Annotated in this window: 13 protein-coding genes; 8 read left to right on the forward strand and 5 right to left on the reverse strand. The window is 63.9% G+C overall.

Features of this window, described 5'->3' with window-relative positions; all coding sequences use genetic code 11:
- Positions 1 to 72 precede the first annotated feature (72 nt).
- Positions 73 to 627, forward strand: a complete 555-nt coding sequence (gene rfbC, locus ACVWYP_RS19490) for a dTDP-4-dehydrorhamnose 3,5-epimerase (RefSeq protein WP_016841672.1) — start codon at positions 73 to 75, stop codon at positions 625 to 627.
- Positions 627 to 1,538, forward strand: coding sequence for a dTDP-4-dehydrorhamnose reductase (gene rfbD, locus ACVWYP_RS19495; protein WP_304499446.1), 912 nt, complete (start codon positions 627 to 629; stop codon positions 1,536 to 1,538). Before rfbC ends, rfbD begins: the two co-directional genes overlap by 1 nt.
- 237 nt (positions 1,539 to 1,775) lie before the next feature.
- On the opposite strand, the gene ACVWYP_RS19500 is transcribed toward rfbD, so the two are convergent.
- A complete protein-coding gene (locus ACVWYP_RS19500) occupies positions 1,776 to 3,083 on the reverse strand; it encodes a UDP-glucose dehydrogenase family protein (RefSeq protein ID WP_304499447.1) in 1,308 nt (435 codons plus the stop codon).
- Positions 3,084 to 3,310: 227 nt separating this feature from the next.
- Between ACVWYP_RS19500 and ACVWYP_RS19505 the strand changes: the two genes are divergently transcribed.
- Complete coding sequence (locus ACVWYP_RS19505) at positions 3,311 to 5,659, forward strand: glycosyltransferase family 2 protein (protein ID WP_304499448.1); 2,349 nt, start codon at positions 3,311 to 3,313, stop codon at positions 5,657 to 5,659.
- On the opposite strand, the gene ACVWYP_RS19510 is transcribed toward ACVWYP_RS19505, so the two are convergent.
- Together ACVWYP_RS19510 and ACVWYP_RS19515 are read right to left on the reverse strand one after the other, a co-directional pair.
- Positions 5,600 to 8,155 (reverse strand): glycosyltransferase, encoded by a 2,556-nt coding sequence (locus ACVWYP_RS19510; protein WP_453946078.1) that lies wholly within the window; start codon positions 8,153 to 8,155, stop codon positions 5,600 to 5,602. The two genes, ACVWYP_RS19505 and ACVWYP_RS19510, sit on opposite strands and share 60 nt — an antisense overlap.
- Positions 8,156 to 8,180: 25 nt before the next feature.
- A complete protein-coding gene (locus tag ACVWYP_RS19515; protein WP_304499449.1) occupies positions 8,181 to 9,104 on the reverse strand; it encodes a hypothetical protein in 924 nt (307 codons plus the stop codon).
- 193 nt (positions 9,105 to 9,297) lie between these two features.
- Here ACVWYP_RS19515 and ACVWYP_RS19520 point away from each other — a divergent pair, with 193 nt between their 5' ends.
- The 5 genes from ACVWYP_RS19520 to galE all read left to right on the forward strand — a co-directional run bounded on the left by ACVWYP_RS19520 (position 9,298) and on the right by galE (position 13,609).
- A complete protein-coding gene (locus tag ACVWYP_RS19520; protein WP_304499450.1) occupies positions 9,298 to 10,533 on the forward strand; it encodes a glycosyltransferase family 4 protein in 1,236 nt (411 codons plus the stop codon).
- Positions 10,534 to 10,548: 15 nt separating this feature from the next.
- Complete coding sequence (locus ACVWYP_RS19525; protein WP_304499451.1) at positions 10,549 to 11,211, forward strand: ParA family protein; 663 nt, start codon at positions 10,549 to 10,551, stop codon at positions 11,209 to 11,211.
- Between the two features lie 220 nt (positions 11,212 to 11,431).
- Positions 11,432 to 12,061 carry a transglutaminase-like cysteine peptidase gene (locus ACVWYP_RS19530; RefSeq protein WP_304499452.1) on the forward strand — a complete coding sequence of 210 codons (630 nt, stop codon included), beginning with the start codon at positions 11,432 to 11,434 and terminating at the stop codon, positions 12,059 to 12,061.
- Between the two features lie 155 nt (positions 12,062 to 12,216).
- Entirely contained in the window at positions 12,217 to 12,474 is a 258-nt protein-coding gene (locus ACVWYP_RS19535; RefSeq protein ID WP_069279265.1) for a hypothetical protein, read from the forward strand.
- Positions 12,475 to 12,613: 139 nt separating this feature from the next.
- Positions 12,614 to 13,609, forward strand: a complete 996-nt coding sequence (galE, locus tag ACVWYP_RS19540; protein ID WP_304499453.1) for a UDP-glucose 4-epimerase GalE — start codon at positions 12,614 to 12,616, stop codon at positions 13,607 to 13,609.
- 79 nt (positions 13,610 to 13,688) lie between these two features.
- On the opposite strand, the gene ACVWYP_RS19545 is transcribed toward galE, so the two are convergent.
- Positions 13,689 to 14,675 (reverse strand): UbiA family prenyltransferase, encoded by a 987-nt coding sequence (locus ACVWYP_RS19545; protein WP_304499454.1) that lies wholly within the window; start codon positions 14,673 to 14,675, stop codon positions 13,689 to 13,691.
- Between the two features lie 35 nt (positions 14,676 to 14,710).
- Positions 14,711 to 16,291, reverse strand: coding sequence for a hypothetical protein (locus ACVWYP_RS19550; RefSeq protein ID WP_304499455.1), 1,581 nt, complete (start codon positions 16,289 to 16,291; stop codon positions 14,711 to 14,713).
- Positions 16,292 to 16,401 lie beyond the last annotated feature (110 nt).

Raw genomic sequence — 16,401 nt, forward strand, 5'->3', positions numbered from 1 at the left:
GCGTGCGCTGCACAAGTTTGTTATGAGAGGGAAATTAACATTTCAAGCGCGTCAAACTGGAACAAATGTTAGATGAACGTCATCAAGACCGAGCTTCCTGAAGTCCTGATCGTCGAGCCGAAGCTGTTCGGCGACCAGCGCGGCTTCTTCCTCGAGACCTACCAGTCTCCGCGTTATGTCGAGCACGGCATTACGCGTCCCTTCGTGCAGGACAACATGTCCCGCTCGGCCTATGGCGTGCTGCGCGGGTTGCATCTGCAAAACCCACTCACCCAGGGCAAGCTCGTGACCGTGCTGCGCGGCAAGGTGCTGGACGTTGCCGTCGACGTGCGCGTCGGCAGTCCGAATTTCGGCAAGCACGTCGCGGTCGAATTGAGCGAGGACAACCGCCGGCAATTATGGGTGCCGCGCGGCTTCGCCCACGGCTTCGTGGTGCTCTCGGAGACCGCCGACTTCTTCTACAAATGCGATGATTTCTACAGCCCCAAGGACGAGCTCTCGATCCGGTGGAATGATCCCGCGATCGGGATCAAATGGGGCGTCGACAAGCCACAGCTGTCGGCCAAGGATGCGGACGCGCCGCTCCTGGCCGACGCCAGCAATCTTCCGACCTATGGACAAATCTGATGCGGATCTTGTTGACGGGAACACGCGGCCAGGTTGGCAGTGCGCTCAAGCCTCTGCTGGAAAGCCACGGCACGATCATCGCGCCGCCCACCGCGGAGTTCGATCTGTCGAAGCCGGAGATGTTGACGAGCCAGCTTGAGAGTCTGAAGCCCGATCTCATCATCAATCCGGCGGCCTATACCGCCGTCGATCGCGCCGAGGACGAGCGTGAGCTGGCCTTCCTGGTCAACGCGAGGGGACCTGAAGTAATCGCCAAATGGGCTGCGGCGAACCGCGTGCCGCTGGTGCATTTCTCCACGGACTACGTCTTCAATGGTTCGGGCGACAGGCCGTGGCGCGAGGACAGTCCGACCGAACCGCTGTCGGTCTACGGCGCCAGCAAGCTTGCCGGTGATGTCGCGATCCAGGCGGCGGGCGGGGCGCATCTGATCGCGCGCACCTCATGGGTTTATGCCGCAAAGGGCACGAATTTCCTGCGCACCATCGCGCGGCTGGCCGGCGAGCGTAAGGAGCTGCGGATCGTGGCCGATCAGATCGGTGCGCCGACCACGGCATCAGCGATCGCCGGTGCGGTCGCCGGCATCGTCCTGCCGAACCTCACCACGTTGCAGGATCAGCTCGCGCGCAGGGGTGGTGTCGTCAATCTCGTCTGCGCCGGCGAAACCAGCTGGCACGGCTTCGCAACCGCCATTGTCGGCGGGCTGAGGTCTCGCGGCGTCACGCTGGCGGTCGAGAATATCGCTCCGATCGCAGCGGCCGATTTTCCGACCAAGGCGGTGCGCCCGGGCAATTCGCGGCTGGACTTGTCGCGGCTGCAGGCGCAGTTCGGCGTGGCGATGCCGACCTGGCAGGAAGCGCTGGCGCGCGAACTGGATGCATTTGTCCAGCTCGGCGCGCCCGCCCACGCCTAGAGCGTTTTCGAGCGAAGTGGATGCCGGTTCGCGTGAAGAAAACGCGTCAAAACAAGAATCTAGAGCCCCGTTCCGATTCCATCGGAACGGGAAAAGCTCTAGGGCGCCTTCGGAAGCGGATGCCGGTGCGTGTGAAGAAATCGTGTCAGACAAGAAGAGAGCCTTGGTTCTGATTTGATCAGAACCAAGGCTCCAGGATTGAACCGACCGGCGGCTATCGTCGCCAGGCGCGAGCGATCAGCGCGGCCGACCGATGCTGTCGTAGGTGAAGCCGTGCGCGGCCATCTCGTCCGGACGGTAGATGTTGCGCAGGTCGACGACGACCGGATGCTTCATCTCCTGCTTGATGCGCTTGAGATCGAGCGCGCGGAACTGGCGCCACTCGGTCACGATCACCAGCGCATCCGCCTGGCGCGCGCATTCATAGGCATCCTTGCAGTACTCGATCTCCGGCAATTCCTTGCGCGCCTGCTCCATGCCGATGGGATCGTAGGCGCGAACCTTGGCGCCGAAGTCGATCAGGCCGTTGATCAGCGGGATCGAGGGGGCCTCGCGCATGTCGTCCGTGTCGGGCTTGAAGGTCAGGCCGAGCACGCCGATGGTCTTGCCGCGCATCTCGCCGCCGAGCACGTTGGCGACCTTGCGCGCCATCGCGCGCTTGCGGTTGTCGTTCGCGGTCAGCGTGGCTTCGACGATTTTCAGCTGGACGTCGTGGTCGAGCGCGGTCTTGAACAGCGCACGGGTGTCCTTCGGGAAGCAGGAGCCGCCATACCCGGCGCCGGCATGCAGAAACTTGGTTCCAATCCGGTTGTCGAGCCCGATGCCGCGCGCGACCTCCTGCACGTTCGCCCCGACCTTCTCGGAGAGATCGGCGATCTCGTTGATGAAGGTGATCTTGGTCGCAAGGAAGGCATTTGCGGCGTACTTGATCAATTCAGCCGTGCGTCGCGCGGTATAGAGGATCGGCGCCTGGTTGAGATAGAGCGGGCGATAGACTTCGCCCATCACCCTCTTGGCCCGATCATCCTCGGTGCCGACGACGATGCGGTCGGGATGACGAAAATCCTGGATTGCGGCGCCTTCGCGCAGGAATTCGGGGTTCGACGCAACGGCGAAATCGGCGTCGGGATTGGTTTCGCGGATCAGCCGTTCAACCTCGTCGCCGGTGCCCACGGGCACGGTCGACTTGGTCACCACCACGGTGAACTTCTTGAGCGCCGCGCCGATCTCCTTGGCGGCAGCATAGACGTAGCTCAGGTCCGCATGGCCGTCGCCGCGCCGCGAGGGCGTTCCAACCGCGATGAACACGGCATCGGCGTCCGCGACGGCGCCCGCGAGCTCCGTCGTGAAGGTCAGCCGTCCGGCCGCGGCGTTGGTCTCGACGAGCTTATCGAGGTCAGTTTCGTAGATCGGGATCTTGCCGCGCTTCAGGGCTTCGATCTTGCCGGCGTCCTTGTCGACGCAAACGACCTGATGGCCGAAATCGGCAAAACACGCTCCGGACACGAGACCTACATATCCCGTTCCAACCATTGCAATCTTCATGAATCCGCTCGTCGATCAGTGTGGAGAGGAGGAGTTAGCACTAGCACAAATGGCGCCGATAACGCCAAGTTTTATAGCGTATAGTTTGTGTTGGAGCTCGGCGGCTTTTTGTGCAAACGGTGATCGCCTCGGTGCAGCTGAGCGCCCGCTAGTCACCTCGGGCGCACCATGGACACATTCTCAACTTGAAATCGACCGACAATCGAGCCGCCGTTTCAGGGGTGGACATGAGCACGAAGACGATTGGCAAGCAGAAGCCCTCGGGAGCTGAATACGCGTCGTTGCAAACGCAGTTCTCCAGATACGATCGCACGACGTTTTCCGGGTTCGTCTATGATCGCGCCGATCTCGGCCGACGCTACACCGTCGATCTGCTCGTCGACGGCGAGCCATACATGTCATCATTGTGTGACGAGTTTGTAACGGAGCTTGCCGACGCCGGGATCGGCGATGCGCGATTTGGCTTTACCTTCAACGTGCAGGATCAGGTCAGCGCGAACGCCACGATCATTGAGGCAAGGCTGGCAAATATCGGCAGTCCGGTCGGGGCTCCGATTCGTTGCGATGTCGCCGCGCCGGAAGCGCGCTGGCACCGGATCGGCGATATCGAGTGGGTCGGAGGTTTGCGCTTCGAAGGCTGGCTTGCTCAGGACATCGACGAGGACATCGAAATCCTGATCGCGCAACGCCCGGTGATGACCGTGAAGCCGACCGGGTGGACCAACGTCGCGCGGGGCGGCGAGTTCGGCGTCGGCCGCCGGATCGATTTTCATCTGCCCGAGCATTTTGCGGACGGTCGCATGCGCGGCCTATCTGCGCGGACGATTTCGGGACGGAGCCTGATCTCGGAGCCGATATCCTTTGTCGCTTTCGATCGCGGATTGGAGCAAACGCTCGCGGATCTCGGGCGCTGGGATAGCGAGCGGCTTCGTGGAGAGCTGTTCGACCGGGTGCTGCCGGCCTCGATGCCGTTTCACGCCTATCGCGGCTGGAAAGAGCGCTTCTCTCCGACGACACGATCCGAACAGTCCGACGTCGCATCGGAGGCGGCAGTCGTCCTGATCGGCGATGTCAGGGTGGACGAGAGCATCGAAAGCCTCGAAGCCCAACGGCACTCCGCCTGGTCGGCGGTGTCCCTGCCGGCGCGGGCGTTCAGTCAATTCGATCCAAAAGCGGCGCGCGAGTTTGTCGACGGCGATGCCGCCGGCAGCGCGTTCTTTGTGTTTTGTCTGAGCGGAACGATCCTCGCGGAAGACGCCTTGCAGCGCTTCGCCGATCTATTCGCATCCGAACCCGGCTGCGATATGGTCTATGGCGACGTCGAAGTTGGTGCGGGCGCCGGCGCTGTCTGGCCGCTGGCGTTCTCCGCATTCGATCTCGAGCGCGCGCTCGAGCAGGGCTATGGGGCGTATTGTTTTGCGGTGCGCCGGGAACGTGCCCTGGACGCGCTGCGTTCGGCGACGTCGCTCTACGACATCTTCCTTTGCTGCGTGGAGCCTGGTCGAACCTATCATCTTCCGGGATCGGTTGCGGCATTGCCGCGGATTGATGCATCGGCCGCAACCTCCGAACTGGTCGCCGCAAGCAAGGCGTATTTTGCCAGGGCCGGCACCGAGGCCAATGTCGAGCCGCGAAAGGCAGGCCTTCTTCCGGCCGTTCGGGTCAAGCGCGCCGTCGATTGGAAGGAGCGCACCACCATTATCATTCCGACCAGAAATCGCGCCGAGCTGCTCAAGCGATGCATCGAGACGGTCATGCCGGCGGCAAATGAGACGAACGCCCGGATCCTTGTCGTCGACAACAGCTCAACCGAGCCGGAAACGCTGGACTATCTGGATGGCCTGTCCGCGCAGGAAATCGACGTCATCTCGGTCGAGGGGCCCTTCAACTTCGCATCCATCAACAACGCCGCCGTCGCTTGCGTCGATACCGAGAACATCTGCTTTCTCAACAATGACGTCGAGGCGCTCGACGACAGCTGGTTGGCGGAGATGCTGTGGCGGCTCGCCGCTCCCGACGTCGGAGCCGTCGGTGCAAAGCTGCTCTGGCCGAGCAGCGTCGTGCAGCACGGCGGAGTGGTGCTGGGGGCCAATTTCTCGGCCGCGCACGCCTTCAACGACCGGATGGATGGCGATCCCGGCTATGGCGATCTGCTTCAGGTGGCGCACGAATGTTCGGCGGTGACGGGGGCGTGCCTGCTGATGCGCAAGCGCGATTTCGTGGCCGTCGGCGGCATGGACGAGATCCGCTTTCCGATCAGCTTCAACGATATCGATCTGTGCCTGAAGCTGCGCCAGCTCGGAAAGCGGATCGTGTTCACGCCGGACGCGAAACTCGTTCATCTGGAGTCGGCAAGCCGCGGCCGCGATTCCGCGCCGGATCGCAGGGCACGCTTCAGGCGCGAGCTGTCGATCCTGCGCGCGAAATGGGGAGAGGTGCTGCTCGACGATCCCTATTACAGCCCGCTGCTGGGGCTGGATTCGACGCCGTTCTCCTCGCTTGCATGGCCGCCGCGATCATGGAAGCCGCGCGCCAACCTGCCGCCGGTGCCGACCGCTCCTCCGATCGGGTTGTAGCAGGACGTCCTCCACCACCCAGTCGCATACGGCAGCAATCGTTGCATCGCCATCAAGGCCTGGCTGCAGCTTCAGGTCCGTGCTTCGGCCACGGCCCGGTGGAGTCGGACTCCATTCCGTCGCGGCGATCGGCAGCCCGGTTGCCTGCAGCGCGTCCACCAATGGATGACCAAACGCCGGTTCGCCGATGTCGAGAACCAATTTCGTGATGCCGTGACCTTCGATCAGCGTGGCGACGTCGTCAACGGCAATATCGCCGGTGACGATGACATTGGTGCGCTGCATCAGCTTGAGATCGTCGAGGGTACTCCCCAGCACGATCATCTCGACGTCTTCGTTGGCGTCGGCCAGTTGATCGCTCAATGCTCGTATGAAGCGAAATTCCGTGGCGTTGGCGTGCAGGACCAGCAGGCCGAGACGGGCGGGGCCGCTCACGGCGGGATACAGCACCGGCGGCGCGGGCGGGTCGCTCAGCCTCACGACTTGCAGGCCGAGAACGGCTTCCGAAAAGGCTGCGCCGTCGTCACCGATCGCAGTCACGCGCCGCGTCCCGGCGACCAGGCTTGTCCAATCCGGATGAACGCCTGATCCAGCCGCCGCGCGCATTGCAAGCGCGGTGTCGGTGATCAGGAGGTCGTAGGCAAAGCGTTGCGTGAGATGCACCAGACATGCGCCGGGAATGCGGTTCGGCTCTGCGATCTCGAGCGACCGGATTCCGAGATCGGCGAGAGACGTCAGAAGAGCTTCGCGGCCTTCAGGCGTCGCAACGTCGAGTGCGATCGACTGCGGCGCTCCGCCATCCGGATCGAACATCGCAGCCAGCTGGCGTTGTCCCTCCGAGCGGATCTGCACGACCAGGCCGTGCTGACCCTCTGCAGCCAGCTGCCGGCAGCGTTCGATGGCAATTGCGCGGCCGGCGAACGAGCCGCAGAGGATGACGGATGGGCCGGTGGCGACCTGCTGGTTCGTGAGCAGCTTGAGCTCAAGCGCGGCCCGGCAATCGCGGAGTGGATCGGCAAGCAGGAATGCGGCGCAGTCCGTCGCATAGCGCCGGTAACGGTGTTCGAGAACGCGAAGATTCCGCATCACGAGCGAACGCTTCTCGCCAAGAAACGAGCGCGAGCCCTCGTGCCCGACGAAAACCGAAGGAATGCACACGTTGCGGAAGCCGGCCTCGGCTGCGCGCAGGCAGAAGTCGACGTCTTCGAGATAGCCGCGATAGAAGTCGTCGGAGAGCTCGCGCACGGCGTCGAGGCATTCGCGGGTAATGTAGAGGCAGAACCCGATGCCGTTGGGGATATCGATGGCAATCCCGGAATTTGCCCTGCCTGCAAGTTCATCCAGCAATTCGATCTCGCCGGGCGGGGGCAGGGGATTTGACCGGTTCGGGATTGGAAAGCTGGTGTATTCGCCGTTGTTCGATAGCGGGGTCGCCGTGCCCACGCGCGGCGTCGATTGCACGGCACTTCGCAGGCGTTGCAGCGCGTATTTCGGCACGATCGTGTCCGAGTTCAGCAGCACGACGTCGCCGGCGCCGGTCTCGCCGAGCGCGCGGTTGACCGCGCCGACAAAGCCGAGATTGTGCTCATTGGTCAGGAGGCGGATGCGGAACTCGGCGGCGAGCTCGTTGAGCAGGCGCTTGATGTCCGGCTCGGGCGACGCATCATCCACGACGACGATGGTCGAGCCCGGCGTGCAGGCGAGCGCATTCAACGCGCTGTCGATGCAGGCTCGCGTTGCGGCCAGATCCCGGTATACCGGGATGATGATGGTGAGCGGAGGAGGTTCGCCGTTTCGAAGGCGAGCCGGCCGGCGTGGTGCGGCCCGGTGATCCGGAACGCGGTTGGCCGGGAGTTGAACACTTGCGATCACCCGGTCCGCCTGCGTGATCTGCAGGCGCTGCGAGGTCGCGGACGCGGGCCGTATCAGACGGAAGCTCGCGGCATGTCGCCCGTCACGCGCGAATCTGTGGCGTGGGTCGGCGGGAAGCTGGATCGTGCTGGATTGATCCGCCTGCGCCAGCGAAAGGTGCGGGTCGTCCGGCCCGCGCCACGTCACCCATCCCTTCACCTCTTCATCGAGAAAGTCGATGCGAGCGCAGCTGTCCTGGCCGCTCTGTTCGAGCAGCAGCAGGGCGCCCCTGACCGAATCCGGATCGTCATCACGCCGCGTGACGCTTCGCGCCGCCTCGATCTGCTGAAGGTCGTCGCCCCAAGCCATCATTCGCCGCGCGGCGACCAGATCGTCCGGCTCGAGTTCGAGCGCCCTGGCCACGCCGGCGATCGCCGCATCCCTGAGATCGAGATGAAACAGTGCTTCCGCGCGCAGCAGATGCGCACGGGCACCCGGATGCGGCAGGATCCGGCAGCGGCGGTCGGCGAGCGCGAACGCCAAGCGGAAATCACGCGCCTCGAGCGCCCCGACAGCGGCCCGCTCGAGATCGACGTGGTGGAGCGTTTTGGACGTAAAGGCGATCCTGCGCGCGTCGGCGGTCAAGTGGCGCCCTTATCTGCCCGCATGGTCAGCTTGCCGTCTTGACGGCGCCCTGACGGCTCCGGAACACGCGCACCCGTCCCTCGAGGCGTGGTTCCTCCTGGCGCGGCATCGGAGCGGCGGGCTCGACCCGCCTCGGCTGCTGGGGCGCGAGAGGGGCTGCCTGCACCCGGCGCTCCTCAAGGTTGAGCTTGAGGCCCACCAGCGGTTCCCGTCCCGAAGGGCCCGACACCACGATCCGGTTCCCGGTGACCCGCAGGGTCGGAGCCCCCAGGAAGATGGTTTCAGCCGCGATGGCGTAGCGATCCGCGCCGGGACCCGTGGCCTCCAGCGAGAACCCTGTGATGGCCAATGCGCGTCCCCGGGTTCCGGCAAAAGTTCCGAGAGGAACGAACTGGTTGTCGCCCCGCTGCGGCCTGGCGAACTTGACGGCATATTGCAGGTGGAGATCGTGCGGCTTGTTGGGCCAATCGAGGGAAATTCCCTCGATCCGCGCCGGAGCGGACGGTCCGGCAATCCAGACGTTCGAGCCGACCGTCACGTCGCCCAGGCCCGCGACATGTGCGAGCAGCTTGAGGTCGCTCAATTCGCCGGGGCCAGCCTCCGGCTCGAACATGTCGAATGGCTGGCTGGCCGGCTGCTCAGCCGGCTGTCCCTGGGTCAGCGGCTCGATCTTGATATTGGCGGCGGTCGACCCGCCGACGCGTCCTGCGGTGACCTCGACGATCAGGCGGCTCGGCCGGGCGACCGACACGACCAGCGCGGTCTCGGGCGCGAACAGGGTTCCATTGACCACGTCCGGTCCGGTAATGATATTACAATTGTTAAGACTGGCGCGATCCGCGTATACGCGCACCACCGGAGGTGACACCTTATCATCTGCGCCATTGTACCGAACCAGGAAGAGACCCCGTGCCAGATCAATGGTTTTCTGCTGAATCTGTTCGTTCATTGTCGCCTGCGAGCCTAACGGAATGGATTGATAAGTCTCCTGCAGTGTGCCCCAAAAATCTGTGTGATAGAAGGGGGCATAATGTTAATCCGGTAAGATTGTTTTCTCGCCAATCGATGACACACCGCCGGTGATGATGCAGACCCTGACCCCAATCGAAGACCGCGCGGCCGGGGGGCGCGCTCGCCCGCCAATGAACGTCCTGTTCGTCCACAATAACTTTCCAGCCCAGTATCGCCACATTGCGCGCGCGCTCGCAGAGCAGCCCGGCAACAGGGTCGTTGCCGTCGGTTCATCGACTGCCAGCACGACGCCGGATATCCGGCTGCTCAAATATTCGACAACCAAGACGGATTCCGCCGTCGTCCATCCGTTTGCCCGGCGCTTCGATGTCGAATCGCGGCGTGCCGAAGAGGTTCTGTACGCGCTGTCATCGCTGTCGGGGCAGGGCTTCGTGCCCGACCTGATCTTCGCGCATCCCGGTTGGGGCGAAACGCTGCCGCTGCGCACGATGTTTCCGCGCGCGCGGATCATCCTCTACTGCGAATTCTATTACGGTGCCGAGGGCAGGGACGTCGGCTTCGATCCCGAGTTTCCCATGACGGGCCTTGATGGCAATGTCGCACTCCATCTGAAGAATGCGACCACGCTGCTGGCGCTCACGGAATGCGATACGGGCGTTTCGCCGACGCCATGGCAGAGATCGACCTTTCCCGCCGAGTTTCAGAGCAAGATCGAGGTGATCCACGAAGGCGTCGACACCGACGAGGTGAAGCCCAATCCGGTCGCGCGGTTTCAGCTTCCGAACGGTGCGACGCTGTCGGCGGACGACGAGGTGATCACCTACGTCTCGCGCAACCTCGAGCCGGTGCGCGGATTCCATATCTTCATGCGGTCCCTGCCGAAGATCCTCGCCACGCGGCCGAATGCGCAGGTTGTGATCGTCGGCGGCAGCGGGACATCCTACGGCGCGAATCCACCCAAGGGCTCGAGCTGGAAGTCGATGTTCCTGGACGAGATCAAGTCGGACATCGACCTGCGCCGGGTGCATTTCCTCGGCCGGATTCCTCGGGAACCGTATCTCGAGCTGCTGCAGATTTCCTCGGTGCACGTCTATCTGACCTATCCCTTCGTGCTGTCCTGGTCGCTGCTGGAGGCCATGAGCGCGGGATGTGCGGTGGTGGCATCCGACACCGCCCCGCTTCGCGATATCATCTCGGACGGCAACGGCCTGCTGGTGCCGTTTTTTGATATTGATGCGCTGTCGGATCAGGTACTCTCGGTGCTGTCACGGCCCAAGGCCTTCAAGAAGATGCGGATGAAGGCGCGTAGCTTCGTGCGGGACAATTACGACGCAAAGCGGGTCTGTCTGCCGCGGATGCTGACGCTCGTTGATGAAGGTGTCCTCCCGCGCACGTACGGGGGATAACGCCAGGAGTTTGCGATGCCGCTTGTCATCTCGGTTGCCCAGCGCAAGGGCGGGGTCGGAAAGACGACCCTTGCGGTCTTGCTGGCCGCGGAACTGGATCGGCGCACGGGCGTCGTGGGACTGGTCGACGCCGACTCGCAGGCGTCAGCGTGTCACTGGGCCGAGCCCGGCAATCTGTCGTTCCCCGTCTACCAGCTGGATCCGGAAACCCGGCCGGTCGCCGAATGGGCCAAGCTGATGCGACAGATTCCGCATCCGATCATCGTGGTGGACTCCGCGCCGAACGATCGGGTGCTGGGCGCCGTGCTCGCGGTCGCCAATATCGTGCTGATGCCATGCACGCCGTCCGGCCTTGACATCGAGGCCACCGCGCGGACGCTCGACATCGTGCGGGAAGTGCGTGCCACGCGGCGAACGGCGCTCCGTGCCATGATCGTGCCCAACCGCGTCGACCAGCGTACCCTCGAAGGCCAGCAGCTGATCGAGGAGCTCGATACGCTCGACGAGGAGATCGGGCCGATGATCGGCAGTCGCTCGGCCTATGTTCGCGCCGTCGCCTTGGGGCAATCGGTCGCCGATTTCGCCGGCGGTACGCCCGCGGATCTCGAGATCAAGATGCTCGCCGACCTCGTCATGAGCTGGTGCGGCATCGCGCCCAGGCAGCGGGTGGCGATTTAACAGAGCGCAACGGCGGCTTCACGACAGGCTGACCATGCCGGCGTGGGACCAGAGATTTCGGGCCGCAACCGGCGCTTGATCTGACGGCGTCCCGCACAAGGGGCTTGGTTAACGGATTGCTCGCGCGCACCCTCGCATTTGAAACAAATGCTGCCGCGCGCTTGAGCCCAAGCTCAAGACATTTCCCGTACATGCTTCCCGTCACTGTGGGGAGTGAAGAATGTACAACGTCAAGAGAGTGATGGCCCTGGTTCTGGCCGTCCTTGCGCTCGGGACAAGCGCACGGAACACCCAGGCTGGAATGGTCGGCTTCCCGCTGCCGCTGCGCGGCGTGATCGAGAAGATCCGCTTCAGCGAGCCGACGCTGGCGCCGATGGCCTACACCATGTTCTGCATGCGCTATGCCGACGAGTGCAAGCCGAAAGCCCGCGCCCGGATGGTGTTTCGCGGCGGCGCCACACGCCTGACCAAGCAGCGCATCGCCGACCTGATCGAGGTCAACGCTTCGGTCAATCGCAGCATCGCGCCGCAGCGCAACGAACGCGGCCTTGCCGGCGAGGAATGGCTGATCAATCCGGCGCGCGGCGATTGCAACGACTATGCGGTCAGCAAGCGCCACGAGCTTTTGGCGCGCGGCTGGCCGATGCGCGACCTTCTGCTGAGCGAGGTTGTCACCTCCTCCGGCGAGCATCATCTCGTGCTGGTGGTCCGCGCCAGGGGTGGAGACATCGTGCTCGACAATCTGAATGCGCAGATCCGCAGCTGGTCGCAGGCGCGTTATCGTTGGGTCAGGATGCAGACCCCGGCGAACCCCGATCACTGGGCTGGCGTCGCGCAGGCCGGCGCCTGAAGTTCTGAACGAGCCCATCGATCGAAAATGGCGCGGCGGGACAATTCGCCGCGCCATTTTTCGCATCAGACGATCGCCGGAGCGCTGCGGCGACATTGCCGGAACGATTGGAGGCATCAACGGTTGACCCTGATCCAACCCATCGAGGCATCGACATGCAGCTGGCCGGTCTTGTCACAACAGCGACGTTGGTCGTCGCCCTAGCCACGCCGGTGCTTGCACAGGGCACCGGGCAGACCACGCAGGGCGGAACGCGCTATTCGATCGATGGACCGGGCGGCGGTGTTCCGACATCGCGGCCGCAGGCGACCCAGCCGGTCCCGCCGGCAACACCGGCTTACCCCTATGGCAGACCGTCGCGGCACGCGCCGCCGGTCGGTCAACGGACCAACGTGCCGCTGGGGTCGCGCTAAGCGTTGCGTGACCAGCAAATCCGTTCGGTCTTAACGCTATTCCCATCGTCATTTTGCCGCCTCGGACGGAATGTCGTACCGATGCGATCACTGCGCCGGTTGAGGCGCGGGATTGGTTCGCGCAGGGCGACGTTCTCAAATGGCGAGCAGGGGTTCGATCCTCATCACGGGTGGCGCGGGATACATCGGATCCCATTGCGCCAAGGCGGTTGCCGAGGCCGGGTTTCTGCCGGTCGTCTACGACAATTTGTCCACCGGTCATCGTGATTTCGTGCGATGGGGACCGCTCGTGATCGGCGACGTCGCCGACCACGACAAGATCGTCGCCACCATCGGCGAGCACAATGCGCTCGCCGTGATGCATTTCGCTGCGTTCAGTGCGGTCGGCGAGTCCGTGGCGGATCCGCAGAAATACTTCACCAATAACGTTGCCGGCACGCTCGGCCTGCTGCGCGGCATGCGGGAGGCGGGCTGCGACCGCGTGGTGTTTTCCAGCACCGGCGCCGTCTACGGCAACGCCGGACGCGATCCAATTCCCGAGAGTGCCGCGGGTCCGACCGTCAATCCCTACGGCCGCTCCAAGTTCATGATCGAGCAGATCCTGGCCGACTACCGCGCGGCCTATCGGTTCAACTCGGTCTGCCTGCGCTATTTCAACGCCTGCGGCGCCGACGCCTCCGCGACCATCGGCGAGCTCCGCGATCCCGAGACGCATTTGATTCCGCGCGCGATGATGGCGCTGCTGGGGCACGTGCCGGACTTTGCGATCTTCGGCGAAGACTATGACACGCCTGATGGCACCGCGGTGCGCGACTACATCCATGTTGATGACCTCGCGAGCGCCCATATCGCGGCGCTCGAACTGCTGCTGAAGGGCGACGCCGGCGGCGTGTTCAATCTCGGCACCGGCACCGGCTATTCGGTGCGCCAGGTGCTCGACGCGATCCGCGCCGAGACCGGTGAAGCGGTGCCGAGCGTGGTGCGCGAGCGCCGGGCCGGCGATCCGCCGATCCTGGTGGCCGATCCCTCCAGGTCGGAGCGCGGCCTCGGCTTCAAGGCCAGCCAGTCCGATCTCGGCTACATCATTCGCTCGGCCTGGGCCTGGCATCAGAAGGCGCATCCGCGCCGGCGCTAGAGCGTTTTCGAGCGAAGTGGATACCGGTTCGCGCGAAGAAAACGCTCAAACAAAAAGCGCCGATCGCGGCCGCAGCACCTCAATCCAGCGTGATGTAGTGCTGTTCGGCCAATCGCGCGAGGAACGGCATGTCGACAAGGCTTGCCACCAGGAAGACGGCGACCAGCGCCAGCACGAGCAGCATCAGGCCGCGCTCGCCATAGAGCTTCTCGGGTTTCTGCGCCGACGATCCCGGCGATGTCGACATCGAGAAGTAGGTGGTGAACAGCATCACCACCAGCGGCATCGCAAGGACATACTCGATGCGGTACTTCACCAGGAACACCGAGAGGAAGAACACCGAGAACAGCGAATAGCTGAGGCACGAGGCTGTCAGCGACACCTCGGTATAGTGCGCGAAGCTCGCGCGGTAGCGTGCCAGCAGCTCCCTGCCATGGGACGCGGCGATCTCGCGATATTCGGACAGCCGCTTGGCCGCCATCAGGAACGCGCCGCCAAACCAGTAGCACAGGATCACCGAGCCGGGCGGCAGCGAGGTCGGGTCGATCATCGCCCAGCCGATCAACAGCCGCAGCGGATTGTTGACGGATTCCGAGATGACGTCGAAATAGGCCTTGTCCTTGCTGCGCAGCGGCGGGACATTGTAGACGATGCCCTGCAGGGCGAAGATGCCGGTTGCGAACAGCATCAGGCGGCTGCTCGCAGATGCGCAGACGAGGCCGAGCGCGACCAGCAGCAGCCACTCGATTCCGATGATCTTGCCGTCCATCGCGCTCTGGACCGCGGAGCGCTGCGATTTGGTCGGGTGATGCCGGTCGAAGTCGCGGTCGAACCATTCATTGATCACATAATTGGCCGACGCGATGCAGATCGCGGCCACGAGGCCGAGGACGATCGCGCTTGCAACATGCTCGCCTCTCGGGCCGCGCAACAGCCAGGCGAGGACAATCCCGGGAACGATGAAGATGTGCTTGGTGCTGTGATCGAGCCGCAGGATGGCGAGATACTGCCGGATGCTTGCGGCCGGCGGCTTGCCGGCTTCGACCTTGCTGTCCATCAACGCCATCGCGCGGTCCTTTTCTGTCGTCGTCGATCGATCGCCTAGTTGAGGAGGTAGACGTCGAAACTCTCGTCGGTTTTGGCGGGGCCGAAGCGGCGGAGCATTGTGGTCGCTTCGCGGAAATCGCGGATCTGCGCCGCTGAGGCACGGAACGTCCGCCAGTCCTTGCCTTCGTCGTAGATCCGGTCGGGCGTGATCTCATCGAGGCGGTAGGCCAGCAGGACGATGACGGGCGCGCGGCTCGTGTCGCGAAGCTCGCGGGCAAGGCGCAGGGTCTCGCCGAGATCGCTGTCCATCTTGCCCTTGCGCGAGAAGATCACGACGCTGCCGAATTTGTGGTCGCGCGCGAGATAGACGGGGTTCTTGACGTAGTAGGGTAGCGCCTCGACCAGCCATTCCGGCTCGCTGAGGATCACCGCGTTGGCCAGATCGGCGCGCGAGGCGATCAGGCGGCCGAGATCGGCGCTGCGGCTCGCGACCACGCCGGTCACTGCGTTGCGCAGATCGTTGATGCCGGCGGCGGTCTGGATCGCGAGCACCAGCAGGAGCGACACGCGTCCGATCGCCGGCAAGCGCCGGTCGAGCCATGCTCGGGAGACGGATGGCGCGGTGACATTGCTCCAGCCGATCCAGTAAAGCGCGATCAGGAAGCTCAGCCAGACCGCGGCATGTCGGTAGGCACCGTTGGCGGCGACGGCGAAGAACAACGACGTCAGCAACAGAGCGGCGATGGCGGCGAAAAAGGCCGGTCGTCGCGGCAAAAGCCCGAGCGTCGCGCCGAACAGCAGCACCGATCCCGCGATCCCCGGCAGCAGATTGGCAAACAGCGCGCCCAGCGACGTCGCGCCGGGGTTCACCAGGGAAAGGATTGCCGCCGCCAGCGGTGACCCGTGCGACCAGTCCCGGGCCGCGGCGTCATTATAGGTCGGCAGCATCGTCACCGCGCAGATGACGACGCCAATTGTCGCGATCGTTGCATTGATCGCGAAATTGGCGAGTGGCGGCGACCAGCGCCAGCCATGGCTCACGAGTTGGGTGTCGAGCAGGTCGAGCAGCCAGAACAGCAGGAATGCGCCGGCCAAGATCGCGCCGACGACGTTGGTGTTGGCGAGCAGGAACAGCAGCGCGCCGAGCAGCAAACCACGATCGCGGTGGGCCCGATAGCAGGCCGCGATCGCGAACAGGAACAGGGCCGAGATGCCGTAGTTCCTGGCCATCACGACATATTCAAACAACAGCGCATGGCCCGTGATCAGCAGCAGGACCAACGGCCGCGGGAATGGCGAGCGGAAGATCAGCAGTGCGACCGTGATGAGCCCGACCACGAAGGCGACGGCGGGCAACACCTCGACCCGATCGAATACGGCATGCGCGCCGCGCAGCAGAAGGTACCAAAGGGCAGGGTGGCCCTCGCCATGCAACCCTCTCAGCATGGCGAACACATCGTCGCCGTTCAGGGCAATGGTGAGCGCGCGGACCTCGTCGCGCCACATCACGTGACGGCCGATCTGGAAGCCGACCAGCGCGACCCATCCTGCGAGGAGCAGGATATCCGGCCAGGATCGGCGGTCCCGCTTGGGCGCGAACAACCACTGGTCCAGGATGTGCAGAGAACGGGTCAATGAATCCTGCTGCTGCTCGGATCGGAACGGTCAAGCCGTGGTGTCATCCGTCGGCCTGGTGGTTTGTGTTAACAGTAAAATCCACATAGAATGTTGTAACATTATGGGCA

This window comes from Bradyrhizobium sp. USDA 3262, assembly GCF_054060035.1.